The sequence below is a fragment of the Bacillus sp. NEB1478 genome (assembly GCF_031582965.1).
In the GTDB taxonomy this organism is placed as follows: Bacteria; Bacillota; Bacilli; order Bacillales; family Fictibacillaceae; genus Fictibacillus.
This window is the reverse complement of the sequence record NZ_CP134049.1, coordinates 440302-463484: the sequence shown is the minus strand read 5'-3', so window position 1 is coordinate 463484 and position 23183 is coordinate 440302. Positions and strand designations below refer to the sequence as shown.

Annotated in this window: 18 protein-coding genes; 1 reads left to right on the top strand and 17 read right to left on the bottom strand. The window is 31.9% G+C overall.

All coding sequences use genetic code 11. The annotated features are described in order from the left end of the window. Positions 1-44: 44 nt before the first annotated feature. The 17 genes from RGB74_RS02265 to RGB74_RS02185 form a co-directional block, all read right to left on the bottom strand. Entirely contained in the window at positions 45-1166 is a 1122-nt protein-coding gene (locus RGB74_RS02265; RefSeq protein ID WP_310761371.1) for an outer membrane protein assembly factor BamB family protein, read from the bottom strand. A 139-nt stretch (positions 1167-1305) separates the two neighbouring features. Then, entirely contained in the window at positions 1306-5829 is a 4524-nt protein-coding gene (locus tag RGB74_RS02260) for an Ig-like domain-containing protein (protein ID WP_310761370.1), read from the bottom strand. 228 nt (positions 5830-6057) lie between these two features. Then, positions 6058-7446, bottom strand: a complete 1389-nt coding sequence (locus RGB74_RS02255; RefSeq protein WP_310761369.1) for a sugar phosphate nucleotidyltransferase — start codon at positions 7444-7446, stop codon at positions 6058-6060. Between the two features lie 36 nt (positions 7447-7482). Next, positions 7483-8415, bottom strand: coding sequence for a GDP-mannose 4,6-dehydratase (locus RGB74_RS02250; protein WP_310761368.1), 933 nt, complete (start codon positions 8413-8415; stop codon positions 7483-7485). A gap of 15 nt (positions 8416-8430) precedes the next feature. Beyond that, positions 8431-9402 carry a GDP-mannose 4,6-dehydratase gene (gene gmd / locus RGB74_RS02245; protein ID WP_310761367.1) on the bottom strand — a complete coding sequence of 324 codons (972 nt, stop codon included), beginning with the start codon at positions 9400-9402 and terminating at the stop codon, positions 8431-8433. Positions 9403-9407: 5 nt separating this feature from the next. Beyond that, positions 9408-10541, bottom strand: a complete 1134-nt coding sequence (locus RGB74_RS02240) for a glycosyltransferase family 4 protein (protein ID WP_310761366.1) — start codon at positions 10539-10541, stop codon at positions 9408-9410. A gap of 11 nt (positions 10542-10552) precedes the next feature. Further along, a complete protein-coding gene (locus RGB74_RS02235) occupies positions 10553-11989 on the bottom strand; it encodes an oligosaccharide flippase family protein (protein WP_310761365.1) in 1437 nt (478 codons plus the stop codon). 11 nt (positions 11990-12000) lie between these two features. Further along, a complete protein-coding gene (locus RGB74_RS02230; protein ID WP_310761364.1) occupies positions 12001-13023 on the bottom strand; it encodes a glycosyltransferase family 4 protein in 1023 nt (340 codons plus the stop codon). Further along, complete coding sequence (locus RGB74_RS02225; protein WP_310761363.1) at positions 12995-14491, bottom strand: O-antigen ligase family protein; 1497 nt, start codon at positions 14489-14491, stop codon at positions 12995-12997. Before RGB74_RS02225 ends, RGB74_RS02230 begins: the two co-directional genes overlap by 29 nt. Positions 14492-14522: 31 nt before the next feature. Beyond that, the gene (locus tag RGB74_RS02220; protein WP_310761362.1) at positions 14523-15632 is read right to left on the bottom strand and encodes a glycosyltransferase family 4 protein; all 1110 of its coding nucleotides are present in this window, start codon (positions 15630-15632) and stop codon (positions 14523-14525) included. Further along, entirely contained in the window at positions 15629-16402 is a 774-nt protein-coding gene (locus tag RGB74_RS02215) for a WecB/TagA/CpsF family glycosyltransferase (RefSeq protein WP_310761361.1), read from the bottom strand. The genes RGB74_RS02220 and RGB74_RS02215 overlap by 4 nt, the downstream gene beginning before the upstream one ends. Positions 16403-16424: 22 nt before the next feature. Beyond that, positions 16425-17117 carry a sugar transferase gene (locus RGB74_RS02210; protein WP_310761360.1) on the bottom strand — a complete coding sequence of 231 codons (693 nt, stop codon included), beginning with the start codon at positions 17115-17117 and terminating at the stop codon, positions 16425-16427. Positions 17118-17144: 27 nt separating this feature from the next. Beyond that, on the bottom strand, positions 17145-18473 hold the full coding sequence (locus tag RGB74_RS02205; protein ID WP_310761359.1) for a UDP-glucose dehydrogenase family protein: 1329 nt from the start codon (positions 18471-18473) through the stop codon (positions 17145-17147). 287 nt (positions 18474-18760) lie between these two features. Then, positions 18761-19645: a UTP--glucose-1-phosphate uridylyltransferase GalU gene (gene galU, locus RGB74_RS02200; RefSeq protein ID WP_310761358.1), complete on the bottom strand. Its 885-nt coding sequence runs from the start codon at positions 19643-19645 to the stop codon at positions 18761-18763. A gap of 18 nt (positions 19646-19663) precedes the next feature. Next, complete coding sequence (locus RGB74_RS02195) at positions 19664-20431, bottom strand: tyrosine-protein phosphatase (RefSeq protein WP_310761357.1); 768 nt, start codon at positions 20429-20431, stop codon at positions 19664-19666. Between the two features lie 158 nt (positions 20432-20589). Then, positions 20590-21291 (bottom strand): CpsD/CapB family tyrosine-protein kinase, encoded by a 702-nt coding sequence (locus tag RGB74_RS02190; protein WP_310761356.1) that lies wholly within the window; start codon positions 21289-21291, stop codon positions 20590-20592. Continuing rightward, positions 21281-22027: a YveK family protein gene (locus RGB74_RS02185; RefSeq protein WP_310761355.1), complete on the bottom strand. Its 747-nt coding sequence runs from the start codon at positions 22025-22027 to the stop codon at positions 21281-21283. The genes RGB74_RS02190 and RGB74_RS02185 overlap by 11 nt, the downstream gene beginning before the upstream one ends. Positions 22028-22261: 234 nt before the next feature. Here RGB74_RS02185 and RGB74_RS02180 point away from each other — a divergent pair, with 234 nt between their 5' ends. Continuing rightward, positions 22262-23155, top strand: coding sequence for an LCP family glycopolymer transferase (locus RGB74_RS02180; RefSeq protein ID WP_310761354.1), 894 nt, complete (start codon positions 22262-22264; stop codon positions 23153-23155). Positions 23156-23183: the final 28 nt, after the last annotated feature.

The window sequence follows — 23183 nt, the reverse complement described above, 5'->3', positions numbered from 1 at the left end:
TTATAAAATAAGAAAACCCATCTTCTAAGGATGGGTTAAAGAGATTAAAAATCAAAACTAAATGTTTTTCCGTAGTTAAATGAACTTATTAAATTTCCTTTGGAATCGATCAATAGTGAATTAACCCTTGTCTTTTCTTGAGTTGCCCAGCTGGTTTTCCCCATTTTTAATTCAAAACGATATAATTTAGATCCTTTTTCAAAAGAATCTACCCCAAGATAAAGATGCGTTTTGGTAAATAGCCAATCTGAATTCCACATCCCACCGGTTTCAATGGTTTTAGACCATTTCTTCATACCATTGGAAATTGCAACTAGACTCTTTTCATTTTTTACATAGACCATTCCTTGTTGGTCTACCTTAAATTCAGGATACCCCTGTACTTTGTAACTCCACTTTTTCTTACCATATAGATCTTCAGCAACTACATTACCCTTTCCATCCAAATAATGGAGGATGCTGTTGTTTCCAATTTGTGGTCTAAACGCATTCTTCTTTAGCCATTTCACTTTTCCTTTTGAAGTAATCGCGTATAGCATAACAGTATCATCCATTGTAATGGCATCAATATATAATGTTCCATTCTTATCGATTTGAATATCGCTCATTAATGTATCACCAGCTAGCTTTACCTTCCATTTCAGCTTCCCTTGTGGTGTAAGTGCATATAGATATGAAGAATTATAAGGTCCGTACATCTCTGTATAGTTGCCTTGTCCAAAGTATATGGTTCCATCTTTTCCAACCACAGGCTTAGAAGGAACTCCACCCGTTACGTTATACTGCCAGATTTTATTCCCCTTTTCATTGATCGCCAAGATTGCTCCATCACGATAATTATCTTTGCTGAAACTGGAATAAACTGTTTTGTTGCTTGCTGCAGCAGGAAAATAAGCAGGAAATATCCCCTTAGCAGCCATGTAGCTAAATTTCATTTTCCCTGAAGAAGATAGTGCAGTTATACGACCGTATTCCGGTCTTGAAAAAACCTCATAAACAGATCCATCTGCTCCGAGTGATAACTTTGCACTGCAGTATTCTCCGCAATTTTTATTATTAGGATAATAAAAGGTAGATTTCTTTACTGCTGCACTTGATACCGTTGGATTTAGCACAAAAGAAATCATTAGTAATGTCAGAATAAGTATTTTCTGTATTGTTCTCATATGTAGTAACCCCTTTTTTAGACAATACAATTATATTACTTTTCTCCTAATAAATTGGCAATATGTTGTTTTTTTATAAAAAAGGAAGAAAAACCAAAAAAACACCCAGACCATTAAGAGTCCGGGTGCTTTATTGTGTTTAATATACTTTCACAGATCGTTTTCCACTCGTATTGCCAGCTGCGTCTTTTGCATGTACAGACAACATCTTATCCTTCTTTTGGGGCTTTATACTAACCTTAAAAGAACCAGTTGAGTCTGCCACGGCTTTTCCTAAGTAGCTAGTTCCTCGGTAAACATAAACCGTAGCGCCGTTCTCCGCTTTACCCGTTACATAGGTAGACTTAGTCGTTACTTTGTTTACTGTTGGAACAGCAGGTGGTGTCTTATCTATAATTTTTGTAACTTTAGGTTTACTGATGTTCCCTGCCTTATCCTTAGCAGTTACTTTAATCTCAGTTCCAGCTTTTTGTTTCGAAATCGTAAATTTATAGTTTCCGTAACGGTCTGCAGAAACACTCTTAAAATATTTCCCTGCGATATACAGCTTTACTTCTGAGTTTGATTCCGCTTTACCACTTACTGATGTAGATTTATCTGTCACGCTATAAATAATTGGCAGAGATGGTGCTGTCTTATCAATGGTGAATTTAACAGTCGTTTTGTTTCCAGCTGTATCCGTCACAGCTACAGTATAAGTACCCGCTGTTTTAACAATTGTTCCGCTCTTAATTGAAATTCCGTTTAACAAAGCACTGCCTTCATTAAAGGAAATTGTGACGTCTTTATTATAATATGCATTATTTACTACACCCGTCACTTTTGGACTTGTCTTATCAATCGTAAACTTAATCTCTGTTTTGTTTCCAGCAGCATCTGTTACAACTAAGGTATAGAGACCAGGTGATTTAACGATCGTTCCGCTGTTTATTGAAACGCCATTCAATAATGCAGTTCCTTCATTAAATGTTACTGTCACGTCTTTATTGTAAGAAGCGTTGTTTGTTACTCCACTAACTGTCGGTGCTGATTTATCGATGACAAAACTCACCGATGTTTGGTTCCCAGCTGCATCCTTAACCACTAGATTATAAGTTCCTTCTGTTTTTACAATGGATCCTGACTTAAACTCAGTTCCATTTAATTTCGCATTGCCTTCATTAAAGGTTATTGTTACTTCTTTATTGTATACACCTTCATTTTCAACGCCACTTACTAATGGAACTGTTTTATCAATTGTAAAGTTGATCGTTGCTTGGTTACCTGCTTTGTCTGTCACAATTAATTTATATATACCTTCATTAGTAACGCTAGTACCTGAAGTAAAGGCATTACCATTAAGGGTAGCCGTTCCGTCATTAAAAGTTAATGTTACATCTTTGTTATAAGAACTATTGTTTGTTACTCCGCTTACTGTTGGCGCAGTTTTATCAATCGTAAAAGTTAAAGTCGTCTGATTTCCGGCTTTATCAGTTACTATTATTATATGCTGACCTTCTTTTGCTACCTTTGATCCAGATACAAAGGCTGTTCCATCTAATGTTATTGATCCTTCATTTACTGATATCATAACATCTTGTTTATATAGTCCTTGATCCTTCACTCCTGTTACTATTGGTGCTGTCTTATCAATTGAGAAGTTTGCTGTAGTTTTGTTCCCGCCAGCATCAATTGCTTCAAAAGCATAACTTCCTTCTGCACTTACAGTAGTTCCATTAATAAATGTTGTACCATTTAACTTAGCAATTCCTTCATTAAAAGTAGGGGAAACATCATGATTATAAGCTTTATTGTTTTCTATACCTTTAACAATTGGAGCCGATTTATCAATGCTAAAGTTTACTGCTTTTTTGTTTCCAGCTAAATCCGTAACCTCTAATGAATATTGTCCTTCATTACTTACAGTTTTTCCTGTCGTAATAACCTCATTGTTCAATTTCGCACTGCCTTCATTAAATGAAATCATAACATCCCGATTATAAACCTTATTATTTTCAACTCCAGAAATTGTTGGAGCTGTTTTGTCTATCCCAAAATTAACTTTCGTAATATTCCCCGCTTCATCCATAACTTGAAGTGTATAACTTCCTTCTGTCACAACCGTAGTACCACTTACAAAAGGATTTCCATTTAATGTCGCTGTTCCTTCATTAAATGTAATCGTTTTATCAGAATTATAGATTCCGTTTTGCTCCACTCCATTTACTTGAGGCGCTATAACGTCTTTTACTTGTATTTCATAATTACTACTTATGTTTCCTTGTTGGTCACTAGCAACAACTGAAATCGTCTTCTGATCTTTCAGGTTAGGTACTTCAACTTCAAAAAGTCCATCTGAATTGATAACTGTAGAATATGATTTATCTTGAAATGTAAAAGTTACAGTTAAATCAGGGTTACCTGATCCTTTTATTACTTTACTGTTATTAGTCACTTCATCCAATTTAAACAGTTGGAAGTTCTTCGTATAAATTTCGGACTTGTTGCCAATCTCATCCTCACCAACAAACTTAAGAACAGATGATTGATCTAGTGTAATCGGTCCACTATATACAGCACTATTGGATGTCGGATCATTTCCGTCCAAGGTATAATAAATCTTACCGTCTTTTGAAAGTGAAAGTTCGATGTATTGTGTGCCTAAATAAATACCTTCTGGTTTATCAATAGATACAACAGGTTGGTCATTGGTATATACTTTATAGTTCTTGTATGTTGTGTTTCCAAATACATCAATAAAAGTAAAAGTAATTTCTTTTCTATCACCAACATAGTAATCAGTGAATCTAAACGTTCCATCACTTCTTACATTTAGTTTTTGGTTATCTAAATAGACATCAACAACCGGTATTGTTGCACCTCGAAGATTTATTTTGCCATCTTCCTTAATTAAAGGAGTGTCATACAATTGAATTGGTACTTCACTCAATGGATAAGTAGTAGCAACCATTGAATAGATTGAATTACTTCCACTTAAAGAAACATCTCCATTAAAGTAAGAGTATCTATAACCCATATAAAAGCTTCTAGCATTAATATAGCCATTTATTTTTAAACCACCATAACTCCTTAAAGCTCCAAGAACATATACATTTCCATTAATCGTTACATTTTGATTGATGGTTAAGATCGCTTGTGGTCCGATATATACATCACCGTTTATTGTTTGATTCGACCATGATTCGTTATTCATGACAAACTTATGTCCTAATGATGTTATCGGTTTTAATACTATAAAATTACCAGAATCCAATCCAATTGATATTGTTGTTTTATTATTGTTTAAATCGGTAATTTCTGCATAGGCAACCTTCCATTCTCCATACTCTGAATCTGATGGAATATAGTAGTTATTTCTAAATAATCCATCTGAATCTTTTGATAGAGTAATCGATTCTGTTTCACCTGATATAGGCTTTACATAATTCACAACAACACTCTTCACTAACGTATCGTCGGATGCGTCAACTGTTATACCTAGATTATCGTTTGTTTCGACTGTTGATTTATCAATATTTATACTATTAAATGTTGGATTTATGTGGTCTTGCGTGTAATCATGAAATGTGAAATTTGTCCCAGCAAACGGCCCCATAAATCTTTCGTAATTACCTGCATTGTCCATCAAATCAAAAAAGTATATTTGCCATTCCCCAGGCTCCATAGATTCTTTCATCGTTATAGAACCTTCATACCCTCCAATAGAAGCATTATACGGTAAATACACCCATTGATCCTTGTGAGTAATAGGAGATTTATAGATTACAGGCAAGGATGAGTTTACTAATCCCGATTCTGTATCCTTAGCTTTAATCGTGATTGTTACCTTATCTCCTACTCTTACATCTGTCTTATCTATATTAATGCCCTCAAGGATAGGCTTGGTAACATCAGTCGTTGTTCCTGTAAGAGTAAAACTACTCCCATCTACTGGGCCCATGATTCTATCGTAATTACCTGCGTTATCCATCAGATCAAAGAAGTATATTTGCCATTCCCCTGACTCCATAGAGTCTTTCATCGTTATGGAACCTTCATACCCACTGATAGAAGCATTATAATGTAAATATACCCATTGGTCCTTGTGAGTTATAGGAGACTTGTAAATTACCGGAACCTCTGATTCTACTATTCCTGACTCTGTATCATGTGCTTTAATCGTAATCGTTACTTGATCTCCAACATTTACATCTGACTTATCTACACTAATTCTATCAAGGATAGGCTTGGTAACATCAGTAGTTGTTCCTGTTAGAGTAAAACTACTCCCAGCTATTGGACCCGTGATTCTATCGTAATTTCCAGCGTTGTCCATCAGATCAAAGAAGTATATTTGCCATTCCCCTGACTCCATAGAGTCTTTCATCATTATGGAACCTTCATACCCACCTATAGATGCATTGTAAGATAAATAAACCCATTGATCTTTGTGAGTAATAGGAGATTTATACACTACAGGTAAGGATGACTCGACTAATCCTGACTCTGTATCATGGGCTTTTATCGTAATTGTTACTGGATCTCCCACTTTTACATTTGTTTTATCTATACTAATACTTTCAAATACAGGTTTTGTAACATCAACCGCAGCGGATATTTTTAAGCCTGAAAATTGTGAGAATATCAAACAGACTAATAAAAACTTTAAGCATTTCTTTTTCATATTGACTCCCCTATTTATACAATCTCTTTTTCTATCAACCTTATATATTATAATTTTTCTATAATTTAAACAGTAGTATCTGTAAAAAATAATATTAATTTGTTTTTGTAATTCTCTTTGATCGCATAACAAACACACCCAGGCTTTGGTTAGCCTGGGTGTGTTAAATAATTCCTACATTTACTAAGATGATTTTATTAATATATTAATTACTACATGTAGGCTCTCTTATCTTACTAAGATTTTTTCAAATTCTAAGATATTCTCTTGGATTTCTTCCCACGTCATATATAAACGGACAATATCTTCTTCAATAAGTTGTGATCCAGTTTGTACTTCAATGAATTCTAAATCTGTAATTGCTCTAACTGCATGTTTATCCCCAGATTTAATTTGCAGGACATCACCAGGTTTAACAAAACGAAGTTTATCATTAATAATAAATTCACCTTCACCTTTAATGATTGTCCAAACCTCATCTCGATAGTCATGTAGCTGATAACTTAAGTTTTTACCAGCAGCTACGCCTATACGTCTTGTTAAAACTTCTTTTCCTTCTTTAAACTTTGTGTAATCTAAAACACGGTACCATCCCCAACGACGCTCTTCATACATTGGACGGTTATTAAACTCACCTACTAATTCTTTTATGCGAGGACTAGCCTCTTTATCGGAAACTAGAATTCCATCTGGACTAACTGCCACTACTAAGTTAGAAACACCTAATACTGTAACTGGAATATCTAATTCATTAATTAAATGGACATTGTTACTATCTTTACTAATAACACCTTTGCCAATTTGGGAGGTAGCCATTTCTTCTGTTAGTGTATTCCAAGTTCCAAGGTCTTTCCAGTATCCCTCGTATGGAAGAACAACAATATTTTTTGTTTTTTCAACGACTTCATAATCAAAACTTATCTTAGGTAATTGATTATATTGTTTTAATAGTTCTTCATATTGAATGGGTAATCCTTTTTGTTCTAGGATAGATATAATATATCCTAATTTAAATGCAAAAACACCACAGTTCCATAATGCACCATTGCTAATTAACTCACTCGCTTTATCTTCAGATGGTTTTTCCGTAAACCGAGCAACTGAAAGAAAATCTTCTCCACTCTCATTAACATCAGGAACAATATAACCATATTTAGAAGAAGGATAAGTAGGTTTAACTCCAATTAATGCTAGCTGAGCGTCACTATCCTTAATGGTTTGCTCTAGATCTTTTATACGATTAAAAAATTGATCATCTACATATGGATCAACTGGTAAGATAGCTACAACTTCACCTAGGTTAGCACCCTTATGGCTATATAGATAAGAAGCGGCTAAAGCAATAGCTGGGAAAGTATCACGTCGACTCGGTTCAATAATTAAGCCAGCTTGATTATCAAGCTGACTTTTAATCATATCTTCTTGTGATTTTCCTGTTGCTATTATTGTAGAATCTTCTAAACCTACATTTTCAATTTGCCCCCAAACCCTTTGAACCATAGATTGCAAGTTATAATCAGTATCCTCTAGTACTTTTAAAAACTGCTTTGAACGTGAATCATTTGATAATGGCCAAAGTCGTTTTCCAGAACCACCAGATAACAAAACTATTTTCATTATGAAAATCCCTCCATATAAAATGAAAAAGCCAGGTTAATTAACCTGACTTCTCCACCAATTTAATGTGTCTTCTAGACTTTCGTTTAAGTTATATTTTTGACTCCAACCGGTTTGTATTTTAAGTTTAGAGGAGTCACCAGCAAACTTCTTAATATTGGAAGGCCTAATTTTTTTTTCATCTTTTTTTATTTTTATTTTCTTGTTCGATAGGCTGATCAATATATTAAGTATACTTTTAATTTCAATAGGTATACCTGAACTAATATTAAAAATTCCAGATTCAATATCTGATTCTATTAATAGTACATATGCTTCTACAATATCTCGAACATCAGTAAAATCTCGAAAACTACTTAAATCTCCTACATTTATCTCAGGTTCTATGAGACCAGCTTCAATCTCAGCAATTTGCGAAGCGAAGTCACTTACTACAAATCCTTTCTTTTGCCCAGGACCAAAGTGATTAAACGGTCTTAAATGTATTAATTTTAGATTTTCTTTTTTCGCAAACTGAAAAGCAATTTGACAACCTAACATTTTACTTGAAGCATAAGGATTTTGAGGGTTACAAATTACCGATTCATTAATTATTTCATTATGCATAGCTGATAACCCGTATTCTTCACTTGACCCCACTGTAATAATTTTTGAATCAGGTACTACTTCACCTACCATTTGCACTAAATTAATAGTTCCAATAGTATTCGTATTAACTGTCTCAGCAGGGTATTTCCATGAATTAGGCACACTACTTTGAGCAGCCAGATGAAATATTACATCTGGTTTTATTTTTTGCAAAGCTTTCTTAATACTGTCTTTAGAAGTGATATCAATTCTAATAGAATTAAAACTATCGTTTAGATATTTTGTTCTATAACCAACAATCACTTCATGATTTCTTTTCAATAATTTAGTTACTAAATGTTCACCTACAAACCCACTTCCACCAGTAACTAAAACTTTCATTTGTTTTTTCACCTTTTATATTTCTTTCTTTATTCTTTCTAAATCTGCATCTACCATCATAGTAATTAATTCATTTAATGAAGTCTTAGCTTCCCATCTTAATTTTTCTTTAGCCTTTGCTGGGTTACCCAATAATACATCAACTTCAGCTGGCCGATAAAATTTAGGGTCGATAACAACATGGTTTTCATAATGTAAACCAACATGCTCAAATGCAATTTTACACATTTCTCTTACAGTCGTTGTTCTTCCAGTGGCTACGACATAGTCATCTGGTTGATCTTGTTGCAACATTAACCACATCGCCTCAACATAATCACCAGCAAATCCCCAATCACGTTTTGCATCAATATTACCTAGTCTTAAATCTTTTTGTAATCCTAATTTTATTCGTGCTACTGCATCAGTCACTTTTCTTGTTACAAATTCAATTCCTCTAAGTGGCGATTCATGATTAAACAATATTCCACTTGATGCATGCATGTTAAAACTTTCCCTATAATTCACAGTAATCCAATGACCATACAATTTAGCAACTCCATATGGACTTCTAGGATAAAATGGAGTAGTTTCTGATTGCATTTCTTCTTGAATAAGTCCGAACATTTCACTTGTAGAAGCTTGATAGAACCTAATTTCTGAATTTGTTAAACGAATAGCTTCTAGTATATTCGTTACTCCAACACCTGTTACTTCAGCAGTTAGTATAGGTTGCTCCCAAGAAGTACCAACAAAACTTTGAGCAGCAAGATTGTATACTTCTACTGCTTTTGAGATATGTAATGCACGAATTAAAGATGTTACATCTGTCATATCACCTTCTAGAAGTTCAACATCATTTTTAATACCTAAATAATCTAGTCGCCAAGAAGTGTCAGTACTCCGCCTAGCCATAACTCCAAATACTTTATATCCCTTTTCTAGTAAAAATTTTGCTAAATACGCCCCATCTTGTCCAGTAATTCCTGTAATTAAAGCAGCTTTCATGTTTTTTATCCTCCAATAGTGATTTTATTATAAACTCTTTTATATTCTTCATTAATTTTGTGAGCAACTTCATTCCAAGAAAAATGAGTTTGTCTTTCTAAACATTTTCTTTGAAGTTCTCTATAATTGTAGCTCTCATTTATCACTCCTAATAATGCTGTTATAAGGCTCTCTTTACTTTTAGGATTAAAATATATAGCTGCATCACCCCCAACTTCAGGTAAAGAAGATGAATTTGATATTATTACTGGTGTCCCACAAGCCATTGCTTCCAATACTGGAAGACCAAAACCTTCGTAAATTGATGGAAATACAAAGTAATCGGATAATGAGTAAAGACTTCTTAATTCATTATCTGATACATAACCTGTAAATATAATTTCAGAATTCATATTATGGGATTGCACCATTTCAAATATCTCACTTTTTCCCCAGGCATTTCTACCTGTAATCACTAATTTATAATTATTTTTATTTTGTTTTTTAAATTCAATAAAGCTTTCAATTAAAAAAACAAGATTTTTCCTTGGTTCGAGACTCCCTACAGTCAAGAAGAAATTAGTTGGTAATTGATATTTTGTTTTAATCTTACTTAATAATATTTTGTTTTTTTCAGGAAAAAAATTTTTAGAAATTGAAATACCTGAGTTAGTGATTTTTTCTTTTTCACCAGGGAACATCTCTTCCAAATCATTTTTTGAGGAATTAGATATTGTTATAATTTTATTTGCAATTTTAATCCCTCTATTAGTTAAAGGTTTCATATAAAGACGGTTTTTTAGTGATAATGTATGGACGTATTTCCACATAGTTGCATCAAATACAGTAAATATAGTATTTTTTTTTACCAATAGGGGAGGTGGAAATGCTGGGAAATGAATTAAATCGGGCTTCAATTTATACGTGATAAAAGGGATCCATATTTGTTCTGTTAATAATTGCGATTTAAAAGGGCTTAATATTGTTTTGAAATTTTTAGGAAACTTAATATCTTTAGGGACTTCATTTCTAAACAATATATAATAAGAATTTTCAGGATTATAATCTAATTGTCCTAAATGTTTTATTAAATTTAAAGTGTAATTTTCTATCCCAGTTATCTTTCGAGCTAAGCTGGTTCCGTCAATGATAATTTTCACATACATACTCCTTAAATATGTTTAACTTTCAATGGTTTTTTAACAAACTTAATTAATTGTACAGACATTTCTTTATTAAAAACTAAAGAAAAAATAATATAAGATAATGTTCCTACTAAGATTAATAATACCAATCTTAATAAAGGGAGCATGCTCAGAGTAAAATATTTTGCAATGTTAAGAACTATCAGCATTCCACACGTGGAATATATAATTTTATTAAAGCTTTTATAAAATGCTAAATTGTTTAATAAGAGTAATTTATTAACCAAATTCAACTTAATGAAATCAAATATTAATGTTCTAAAAAGTATTCCAAAAGAAATTCCTATTAATCCATATTTAGATGTTATAACTATAACTATAAATAATGTAATAAATGAAAACACATTTAACCACATTTCAATTTGCGGCTTGCCTAACCCATTAAAAACAGAACCACCAATTGTACTTATCGAAGTAATTAGTCCAGATAATAATAACAATTTGAGAACGGTAACTGATTGTAACCATTCAGATCCATATAACACTAATATAAAGTCATGAGCAATAACTATTAATCCACTACAAAATGGAAATGAAATAAAAGACACAGCTTTAACAATGTTTATATAAATTTCTTTCACTTTTAATATGTTAGATTTGTTATTAGATATTTCTGGAAATGCGATCTTGTTAAAAGAGCCCGATATATAGTATCTTGCAAGAACACTCCATTGAAATGCAATTGTATATAAACCCAAACTTTTGCTTCCAAGCATTCTCCCTATTAGTAAATAATCTATATTGTTATTAAAATATATAAAAGTTTGAGAGCTTAGAATTTTACTACTATAAGGAATCATATTCTTAAATAAATCAAAATTAAATTTTGTAAAATAAATTAATGATTTCGAAGTTATTAAAAATAATATTGAGCATATAGCTGGTTTTATAACTAATCTTGATGTTATTGCAAATAAGGGACTTCCATGATAAGCAAATATAATAGCTGCAATACTAGAACTAATCTCTCCGATTATTTCAATAATTGTTATTTCCTTAATTTTTTTATACTTTAGAAATAATGCTTTACTTGTAATACCAAAAGAGCCCAAAAATAATCCAACTGAAATTATTTTTATCGTTTTTTCGACTAATTCAATATTGTAAATATTTGAAACTGGAAAAGAAATTATAAAGAGGAGAGTAGATAAAAAAATGGTAAGAAAAACATTAGTCCAGAAAGCTGTTGCAATTTCATTTTGATTTATTTTATTTTTATATATTAGGTATGAATTCACACTTGATTCTTGAAATACCTGAGCTAAAACTGTAAACACTTGGGATATGGCTAATATTCCAAAAATTTCCGGATTTAAAAGTCTTGCTAAAACGACATTGGTTATTAAAAAAACAGATTGGTTTCCTATTAAATTAATAAAAGACCAAATAGAATTTTTAAACATATAGAAATCTCCTAATTATATAATCCTAAGTATATTTTTTTCATCTGATTTCCTATCCTCTCCCAATCTAAGTCTATAATTCTTTTATCAAAAGTACTTTTATCAATTGTCAATTTCATGATTTTTTCCATTGCGTACGATAAACCTCCTATATTATTGAATAACACGGAAGTATTATCATCAAAATATTCTCTAAAAAATGGAGCATCTAATGCAACTATAGGTTTATAAAAGCTTAAAGCAAGAATTGCTGATGAAGATGTCGTAATATTTTTAAAAGGTAAAACTACGGCGTTACAATTATCTAACAAGGTACTTAATTCATCATCAGGAATAAATCTTAGATCTAAATATATATTTTCAGTCCCTAAATATTTATTAAGCTTTTGGTTCATAAAATAATCTGGTTTCCCAGCAATAATTAGAGATATATTATTTTTTTTCTCTTTTAACTTTATAAAACTTTCTAGTAATTCAATTACACCTTTGTATTCTTTAATTGCTCCACAAAATAAAAAGATAAAATTCTTCTCTGGTATATTATATTTTTGTCTAATGTCATACATTGATCTTTCTTGATTGTATAATTCAACATAATTACCTATCGGAATAACCTCAATATGTTTATTTTCTATATTAAACTCATTAATAGCTTCCTTCTTAATGAATTCACCTGCAGTAATAATTAAGTTGGAAATACTAATAATTTTTTTTCTTATAATTTTTTCCATAAACTTATACTTATATTTATGAGGATATAAATTGTGTAGTGTCCATACAATTTTACTTCCCTTAAGTTTCAAAACTGATAATACTAATATTAAAGCTATTGCTTTAAAAGTCATAACCATTAAAGAATTACTTTGATATAGTGAATGAGGCCAATGTAAATGAAGTATTTCATTTTTTTTTATATCTAAAAAATTTCTTTGACGGAAGTTCGTTACATTCACACCATATTTCTCGATAGATGAGGAAAGCATATTATTGTATGGGTTTTCTTTATTAGTTTTTGGAAACATCCAAACTTTCATTTTTATCCTCCTTTGTTTTCTTAAATTCTGCATAAACAGATATTGATAGAGTTAAATAAATAATGAAAAACCAATAAAGTTGTTCTTTATATAAAGTCCAATCAGAGAAATTAAATATAAGTATTGTTACTAAACCAATTAAAATACTGATTGCTTTTAATACCATTTCACCTTTTCCTCTAAACAATATATTTAACATTTTAATTATAGACATTAAAAGAATGATTAAATAAATTATTAAATAGAAAATGCCGTTTTCTGCCCAAAGTAATAAATAGAAATTATGAACTGGCTGTGTAAATGCAAATCCACTATTTCCCTTTAAACTAATATATTCTACATAATTATTAGCCCCTACTCCAAATAAAAAATTCTTGGTGTTCTCGGATATAACAGAAACTGCCAATTCAGAAAGGTAAAGTCTATCATAAAATTGTTTAATAAAATCCGACTCAATTAACCTTGTATATAGGAAAGAATAAATAATATAAATTAAAAATAAAACAGAAAATCCAATTACTAAATTCCGACTAATATTATTAAAACTAAATAGTTTGTTTTTTTTTCTATTTAATAAATAATTTTTTAATGTAAATATTAAAAGAAAAATAATTATCAATAACATTATAGATATTCTAGCGTTTGATAAAATAATTGAGATCGTCGATAGAATAATAGAGAACATTATTAATACTTTAATGTGAAATTTTTTATTTAGTTCTTTTGAGGTATTAGCAATCATAATTGGTATACATAATAATAGAAAAAAAGCATATGATGCGGGATGACCTAATGTACCACTTATTCCCCTCTCGCTTTCATCCACTCCTTTTCTAAAGGGATTAATGTCTTCCCCCAGAAAACTTATACCTAATGGTCCATCTAAATATATTTGCATAAAACCTATAAAAGTTTGCAAAATAATATTTATAACTAAACCTATTGTAATTAAATCCCATATTTCTTCTGTCTTCTTTTGTAAAATAGAAAATAAAAACAGAATAACAAAAAAATATCTAATAACTATATAGAATGGAGATATTTTATTTAGAGAATAAAACGCAGATATTAAAGTTAAAAATAATAATCCAATTAATAAAATCATCTCTAAATTTAATGTGAATCTAAAATTCCCCTTAATAATATTTATAAAAAAAAGGAAACACGTTAATAAATATAATTGATTTATTACAATACTTGTATTTATTCCTCCAATATAATAATTACTATATATAGTAATACTAAAATCAAAAGATAAAGACGAAAAGATTAATATTAATAATATTTTTTCTAAACTATAATTAAGTACGGAATAAAGTATTATAGTAATAAAAATTATCAGACATAGAAGACCATACTTTTTAAAGTAAACAATATAAGGTAATAAACTAAATATAAGAGAGATAAAAAAGACTGTTAATAAAATAAATATTTTTCTGTTAAAAGGGACTTTTGAAATAGAAAACAAAAAATATCACATCCAATACTACTAATAGTTCTTAGATTTCATTATATATATTCATAACTGAATTTACATGTTGACTTATATGAAAATTCTTTTTTGTATACATTATTTTATACTTTTCATCTGTTTGAGTTTTATTTTGTAAAACATTAACAATTGCAATAGCTAGGCTACTAGGGTTAGAACATTCTGCAATAAGTCCACATTTTGGTGAATTAATAATAATTTCTGGTGCACCACCCGAATTTGCCACTACAACTGATGTTCCCATCGCTAACGATTCAATTATAACTCTTCCAAATGGTTCATTTTTTGAATAGTTAACTACTACATCTAAAGATTTCATAATGTTAGGTATGTCTTTTCTTTGACCAAGAAAATATACATTTTCACTTATTTTTAGCTGATTAACCCTGTAATGCAACTCATTTAAATAACCTTTCTCTCCAGTTAAAATTTCATCACCAACAATAATTAATCGAAAATCATCTATATATTTTTTAATTATTGGGATAGCTTCTATCATATGGTGAAAACCTTTCCATCTGTTCAGTCTACCAATCATTCCTATCAATACTGTTTTCTCATCTATATTCAATTCTTTTCTGAGATTAGAAGAAGTTAATTCAAAATTAAAAACTGAAAAATCTATTGCATTAAATATCGTTTGACATTTTCCGGTATGTGGAAATTGTTTTTCTACAGCTTTAGAAATTGTTATTACCTTGTCTGATAAGAAATAAAAAAAAGTTTTAAACATCCTGCTTTTATAAAAATCTCTAACATGCCAAATAGATTTTACACGCGTTATTTTAGCTGATATTAAACCATATATTGCTGAACGATATGTGTTTACATGAACAATATCTATTTTTAATCCTTTGATTATTTTACAAATTTTAATAATATCAACAAGAAATAAAGGGAGTTTTTTTATGCTATCTTGCTCAATATGAATTATTTTTACTTCTTTAAAATTTTTAATATCATTAATGATTTTCTTACTCAATTCACTATTGGTTGGTGAAATTAAGATCGGAATAAATCTTTCATAATCAAGATATTTTATTAAGTAGTAAAGGCTATGCTCAGCTCCACCCATTTCTTTAGCATGATCAATAAATACGATTCGCTTTTTTTTCAATTCATATATTCCTTTCGTTTGCTTATATAATGCCAAATTTCTTTTAAAATAATTATTAAAAAGTATGAATCATTAACGATATACCTTTTGAATAGCCTTTTTGGTTCTCTTAATAATCTGTAAAACCATTCTAAACCGATATTTCTTAAAAGTAATGGTGCCCTATCAATTTCACCGGCCATGAAATCTATTGTAGCGCCAACACCAATATTGACATTAGTAATTAACTTTTCTTTATTCTCATTAATCCAATATTCTTGTTTAGGAGTGCCCAGTGAAACCAACAAGATATTGGCTCCAGAACTATTGATTCTCATTAAAATTTCATCATTTCTTTCGATTGACAAAAGCTCTTCTGGTGAGGGCGAATACAAATCAACTATTTTTAAATCAGGAAATTTACTCAATAGATTTCGTTTTGCTTTTTCTGCTATTCCTTCCGCAGCACCTAATAAAAATATTTTAAAATCATATTCATTTGATTTTCCACAAATTTCATACGATAAATCAACACCTGTAACTCGTTCAGGAATGCTATTTTTTATTAGCTTTGATGACCAAACTATTGGCATGCCATCAGCAACTACAATATCTGCATCTTCAATTACTTTTTTAAATTTTAAATTTTTATTAGCTAATACAACATGGTCTACATTAGCTGTATGAATATGTATTCTTTTATTATTTTTAACTTTATTGTTAATTTCTTCTATAAGTTCTTTCAAAGTTATTCTATTAAAATTTATATTAAATATTTTTGTTGTTTCCAAAGTAAGTCTCCTATTAATAAAATTAATATGCACTATTATCCTTACATAAAATAACTAAAAATGTTTTAAATATTATTTTCAAATCTAATAGTGTATTCCTTTTAGATATATATCTTAAATCTAATTCAACCATCTGTTCGAAACCTATATTATTTCTTCCACTTATCTGCCATAAACCTGTGCAACCAGGAGTAACCAACAGGCGTTGATTATGATAATCAGTATACTGTTCTACTTCTCTAGGAAGTGGAGGTCTTGGACCGACTAAACTCATTTCTCCTTTTAAAACATTCCAAAGTTGGGGTAATTCATCGATGCTAGTTTTACGAATAAGTTTTCCTATTCTGGTAACGCGTGGATCTTCTTTCATTTTAAACATGGCCCCAGAAATTTCATTGTATTTTAATAGTTCTTCTAACTTTATTTCTGCATCTGATACCATCGATCGAAATTTATACATGTTAAACTCTTTACCATGTTTACCTACACGTTTTTGTGAAAAGAATACTTGCCCTTTTGGGTCTTCTAGTTTTATTAATATCGATACAATTATAAATACCAAAGATAATGAGATAAACCCTATAAATGCTCCAAAAATGTCTAAAATTCTTTTTAATATAAGATAAATTCGTGTGTCATTGTCAGATACAAAAGCTTGTTTCTGAGGAGCAGCATGCGTGCTAACAGCTAATTTTCTTTCTGCTACTACTGGCATTTCAAAACCTCCCCTTTAAGATTTTATTTATATAATTCCCACTACTTCTTTCATGTTTACAGTTGGTCTTCCCATCGAATAATATTCAATATTTGATCTGTTAATTGTTTCGATATCAAAACAATTACGACCATCAAAAATAATAGGTTGTTTTAAGTTGGATTCAAAAATATCGAAATTAAATTCTCTAATTTCTGACCACTCAGTAAGGATTAATACTGCATCTGCATCTTTTATTGCATCAATGATGTTAGTTTTAAAAGTAACCTTTGGATCCAAAATTTTCTTTGCATTATCTGTAGCAATTGGATCATAAGCAATAACTTTAGCACCTTGTCTGATTAAATGGTTTGTAATCGGAATCGATGGAGCTTCACGCATATCATCTGTATTAGGTTTAAATGCCAACCCTAGTACAGCAATATGTTTTCCTTCTAAATTCTCAAATCGTTTATGAAGTTTCGTTAATAAAATACTTTGCTGTTTTTTATTTACTTCTATAACACTTCTTAAAAGCTCAAAGTCATATTCAACATTTCCAGCAATTTGAACAAGAGCTTTTGTATCTTTAGGGAAACAAGAGCCACCATAACCGATACCTGCATTTAGAAATTGAGAACCGATTCGTTTATCTTGTCCCATTCCTGTTGCAACATCTTCCACGTTAGCTCCAACTTTCTCGCAAATATTGGATATTTCATTAATAAAGCTAATTTTCGTTGCGAGAAACGCATTAGCTGCATACTTTATCATTTCAGCACTGCGAATATCTGTTTTAAAAATAGGAAGACCAAAAGGTTTATTAATTTCTTCTATTACATTAGCTGCTTCTGGATTTTCAGCACCGATAACGATGCGATCTCCATTGAATGAATCATAGATAGCAGCTCCTTCTCTAAGGAATTCAGGATTTGATACAAGTTCAACCTTCACATCATTTACTAAATGATTTTGAATTGTTTCTTTAATCCAGTGATTCGTTCCTACAGGGACGGTACTTTTTGTAACGGCTACTATATCTCTTACGGCATGTTGAGCGATATTAACAGCTACTTGTTCAACGTATGAAAGATTAGCGGATCCATCTTCCTTTTCAGGTGTTCCTACTGCGATGTAAATGACTTCAGCAGATTGAAAAGCCTCAGAATAATCTGTTGTAAAGTTTAACCGCCCTGCTTCTAAGTTTTTTTTCATTAGTTCTTCAAGACCAGGTTCATAAATAGGAGAGATACCTTGTCTCATTTTGTTTATTTTTTCTATATCAATATCTATACATGTAACGTTATGGCCTATTTCGGATAAACAAGTTCCTGTTACTAATCCAACATACCCAGTGCCTACTACAGCAATTTCCATGCTTTTCAATTGCTCCTTTAATTGTTTGTAATGTTTTTTACATATTTAATACCTAACGAAAAAGCACTTATTAAGTGTTCTTTCATTAGGTATCAAAAGTTCCTTTTTGTTTGTAAAGCGTTTTCATACACTTCATCTTTTGAATTTAAAAATAGAGAGGGGCATTTAACCCCACCTCACACCACACCTTTGACGACTTGCGTCTAAGGTCTAAACTACTTCTTCACCCACAATGTGACCGAGTGCCTCCATTGATATAGGTAAGGAGGCATCACCTTTTAAAACAATTAGATTGTTACTTTAATTTCTTCTAGTAATTTTTCAAGTTCTGGTAACAGTTGACGGCTGATCTCTTTGTCTCTTAATGCGAAATCAATCGTTGTCATAATGAAGCCTAGTTTTTCACCAACATCGTATCTTGTGCCTTCAAAGTTATAAGCGAATACGCGTTGGAAGGTGTTTAATTTCTGGATGGCATCTGTTAACTGAATTTCCCCACCTGCACCTGTTTCTTGTGTTTCAAGGTGAGTGAAGATCTCAGGTGTTAATAAATAACGGCCCATGATTGCAAGGTTAGATGGTGCAGTACCTGGCATTGGTTTTTCTACAAAGTTGTTTACGCCATACAAGTTTCCGATTTGGCTCATCGGATCAATGATTCCATAACGGCTTGTTTGTTCGTCTGGTACTTCTTGAACACCGATGATGGATGAACCTGTATTTTCATATTGTTCAATGAGTTGTTTTAAGCAAGGCTTTTCACCTTGAACGATGTCATCGCCCAGTAATACAGCAAAAGGCTCGTCCCCAATAAATTTTCTTGCACAATATACGGCATGACCCAAACCTTTTGGTTCTTTCTGACGAATATAATGTATATCAGCCATTTTTGAAGTGTGTTGAACTTTTTCTAGCAACTCGAATTTTCCTTTTTCATATAGGTTTTGTTCGAGTTCGAAGGCATGGTCGAAGTGATCTTCGATTGCACGCTTTCCTTTACCCGTTACAATAATAATGTCTTCGATGCCTGATTCGATGGCTTCTTCAACTATGTATTGGATAGTTGGCTTATCCACAATTGGAAGCATTTCTTTAGGCATGGCTTTTGTTGCAGGCAGAAAACGGGTCCCTAATCCCGCTGCCGGTATAATCGCTTTTCTTACTTTTTTCATTTTTAAGATTGTCCCCCTTTAAAAAATCCCTAAAAATTTCTTTTTCTTTATATGTGAAGGCTGTTCGATTAGAACACTTTCGCCTTTCCAAACGAGTTCTGCGTTTTCTTGTAAATAATATCTAGTTTCTGTTCCGAACTGTTTTTGAACAGTTTCATAGGCTTGCGTCAAATTAAAGCTGCGACCCGTTACATTATGGGCATCAGATGCAATAAAGTGACACATGTTTGCTTTGATTAAGTCATGGGAGAAATTCATTATTTTCTTCCCGAAGTTTCCGTTAATGGAGTTGGCTGTCAGCTGTGTGAGTGCACCCGAAATGATAAAATCATATAACTGATCTGGATTTTCGATAATTGCACTATTTCTCTCTGGATGAACAATAATGGGTTGATAGTTTCTAAGGCTAAGTTCATAGAGAATTTCTGCGGCATAAGTTGGGACACTGCTGGAGGGAAATTCAATTAATAAATATTTTGCTATGTGATGTAATGGCATTAATAAACCCCGATCAAGATCCTCAATTAGTTCTTTGTACAAGCGGATCTCTTGTCCGGGTATGATGTCGAGAGGAATATTTCTTTTATGTAATTCCTGATTAAAGTTCTCTACTTCGAATTCAATGCTTGGTTTGTCATTTTCATATCTTCCATTTCGATGATGCGGGGTTGCATATAGATGTGTGATTCCTTCTGCTACAGCAGCCTCTGCCATTTTGATAGCATCTTCCAGTGTCTGTGCCCCATCATCAATTCCCGGTAAAATATGACTATGTATGTCAATCATAAAACTAGTTCCATCCTTTTTAGTGACTATAGAACTAGTACTTCAGAAAACTAGTTCTATAGACTTGATTTTGGAATCATAACGCTATATTACCATAGCTACCATTTTTTACAACAGGGGTATTTTGTCGAATATTGTATTTTTACGTAAAGATATTGCTAATTTTTTCCGTAATAGTAATAATAGTTGTCATTTTGTATTTCTTTGCCGTTTAATACCGTTCCAATGATGTTCGCTTGGGCATGTACCAGTAATTCCTTTGCCTTAACAGCTGCATCTATTTCTGTTTTACCACTCGATACCACTAAGATTACACCATCCACTTTATGTGAAAGTAGTTGACCATCCGTTACAGCCAATACTGGAGGGGTATCAAATAATACATAATCATACATAACACTTGCTTCTTCAATTAAGTTATCCATAGATTTAGAATTAATTAGCTCTGAGGGATTTGGAGGTACAGGACCACTTGGCAGTACATCAAGATCAGGAATATTAGTAGAAACTACAGTATCCTTTAAAGCTACCTGTCTCGTTAATACATTTGTTACTCCATAAATGTTACTTACTTTAAACGTATAATGGACGGTAGGTTTACGAAGATCGCCATCTACAAGAAGAACTCTTTTCCCTTGTTGGGCAAGGACTACCGCTAAGTTTGCTGCAGTGGTCGACTTCCCTTCGCCAGGCCCTGATGAGGTGACCATTAATTTTTTGAAATCCTTATCAATTGAAGCAAATTGAATATTCGTTCGAATTGTTCGGTACTGTTCTGAGATCGGAGACTTCGGATTATTATGTGTAATTAGACTTCTTTGCGTTAAGTCTTGTATATTTTTTCTGAATTTACGACTCAAGGCTTCCACTTCCCATCCGTTTTCTTGCTGCTTTTTTCTGAACCGGTGCTCTCTCATCCTCTGTTGAGATTTTAGGAATTACACCTAAAACCGGTAATTGAAGAATCGCTTGAATATCCTCTTCTGTCTTAATCGTGTTGTCTAGGTACTCCAATAAGAAGGCAAGCCCTACACCTACCATTAATCCAACTACTAAAGCAATTGCGATATTTAAGAGTGGCTTCGGATTAACTGGTGTTGGATTTTCTTTTAGTACAGCCGGTGAAAGAATCTTCACATTATCGACGTTCATGATTTCGGGGATTTTTCCACTAAAAGTTTTAGCGATTTTATTTGCGATATCTACCGCTTCTGCAGGGTCTTCATTTTCAACCGTTAAGTTAAAAACTTGGGCGTTTTGCTCACTATTAACGGTAATTTCTTCATTTAGCCCTTCTACTGATTGGTTAAGGTCTAGATCTTTAATCACATCATTTAATATAGTAGGACTTTTAATAATGACACTATACGTATTAATCATTTCAACATTTGTCCGTACTTGGTTAACGTCAAGAGCAGGCTGCTCACTTGTTTTTTGGTTTACGAGCAGTTGAGTTGAAGCCTGATAAACAGGTGTAAGAACAAAATAAGAGATAATACCGCTGACCGCTGCAGCTATTGCAGTGATCAGAACAATAAGCCTTAACCGTTTTCGAAGTGTAACGGCAATGTCTTTTAAAGAAATCGTTTCTTCCATATATGCCTCCACGTTGCTTTTGTAAGATTTGTAATTTCGATGTATTATAGCATATTTATTTGTAAAAAAAGGGACTATTTTATAATAATTTGAAAAAAATGGTCGTATCGTAATATTATCTAAGCATAATATCGGCAACGTAATGTAAAGTTTAAATTAGAATATTCAATCTTACTATCTTCATGGTATACTCCAACGTAGATGAAAAATTTTACAAAGAAAGAAGCGAATAGGATGAAAAAGTTTTTCCTAGTACTAGGGATAATTGTGGGTATCGCTGTTTTAGGTGTAGGAGGATATGCCTATTACTTATATGATTCGGCGAAAGATGCTGTAAAAGAAATGCATGAAGAAGTGAAAACCGATAAACCAAAGCCTATTGTAAAAGGAACTGACGCAAAACCCATTTCAATTTTGCTGCTTGGTGTCGATGAGCGCCCTGGGGATAGAGGAAGATCGGATACGATTATCGTAAATGTAATCAATCCGAAAAAGGGATCTATGTTAATGTTTAGTATTCCTCGTGACACTCGTACAGAGATCGTTGGTAGAGGAAAAGAAGATAAAATCAATCATTCTTATGCTTTTGGCGGCACCCAAATGGCAATGGATACGGTAGAAAATTTTATCGGTAACCCTATAGACTATTATGTAAAAGTAAATATGGAATCATTTAGAGATATTGTGGATGAGGTTGGCGGTGTCGAGGTTAATAATCCACGTGCATTCGATTACGAAGGTTTTTCGTTCCCTGCTGGTTCTCAGGAGTTAAACGGAACTGAGGCATTAGCTTATTCGCGAATGAGATATCAAGACCCTAAAGGTGATCTAGGCAGAAATGATCGTCAACGCCAAATAATCACGTCTATTATTGACAAAGGTGCGCGTGTATCATCCATTTCAAAGTTTGATAATATCCTAGAGATCTTAAGTGAAAATGTAAAAACAAACATGACGTTTGAAGAAATGAAGGATATTCAGAAAAACTATAAAAACGCCAGGAACAACATAGTATCCACTGAGTTTAAGAGCTCTGGAAAAATGATAGATGGCATCTATTATGGAATGATCTCTGAAACAGAAAAACAAAGAGTACATGATTTAATGAATGAATATCTGCAACAGTAGGTATATTGAACCAGTCTGCATAACGGGC

Coding starts and splice junctions, on each gene's coding strand:
- gmd (WP_310761367.1), bottom strand. CDS start 9,402: ATGAAAGCTGCTTTAATTACAGGAATTACTGGACAAGATGGGGCGTAT.
- RGB74_RS02235 (WP_310761365.1), bottom strand. CDS start 11,989: ATGTTTAAAAATTCTATTTGGTCTTTTATTAATTTAATAGGAAACCAA.
- RGB74_RS02210 (WP_310761360.1), bottom strand. CDS start 17,117: ATGCCAGTAGTAGCAGAAAGAAAATTAGCTGTTAGCACGCATGCTGCT.
- RGB74_RS02195 (WP_310761357.1), bottom strand. CDS start 20,431: ATGATTGACATACATAGTCATATTTTACCGGGAATTGATGATGGGGCA.
- RGB74_RS02205 (WP_310761359.1), bottom strand. CDS start 18,473: ATGGAAATTGCTGTAGTAGGCACTGGGTATGTTGGATTAGTAACAGGA.
- RGB74_RS02180 (WP_310761354.1), top strand. CDS start 22,262: ATGAAAAAGTTTTTCCTAGTACTAGGGATAATTGTGGGTATCGCTGTT.
- RGB74_RS02255 (WP_310761369.1), bottom strand. CDS start 7,446: ATGAAAATAGTTTTGTTATCTGGTGGTTCTGGAAAACGACTTTGGCCA.
- RGB74_RS02265 (WP_310761371.1), bottom strand. CDS start 1,166: ATGAGAACAATACAGAAAATACTTATTCTGACATTACTAATGATTTCT.
- RGB74_RS02260 (WP_310761370.1), bottom strand. CDS start 5,829: ATGAAAAAGAAATGCTTAAAGTTTTTATTAGTCTGTTTGATATTCTCA.
- galU (WP_310761358.1), bottom strand. CDS start 19,645: ATGAAAAAAGTAAGAAAAGCGATTATACCGGCAGCGGGATTAGGGACC.
- RGB74_RS02185 (WP_310761355.1), bottom strand. CDS start 22,027: ATGGAAGAAACGATTTCTTTAAAAGACATTGCCGTTACACTTCGAAAA.
- RGB74_RS02230 (WP_310761364.1), bottom strand. CDS start 13,023: ATGAAAGTTTGGATGTTTCCAAAAACTAATAAAGAAAACCCATACAAT.
- RGB74_RS02250 (WP_310761368.1), bottom strand. CDS start 8,415: ATGAAAGTTTTAGTTACTGGTGGAAGTGGGTTTGTAGGTGAACATTTA.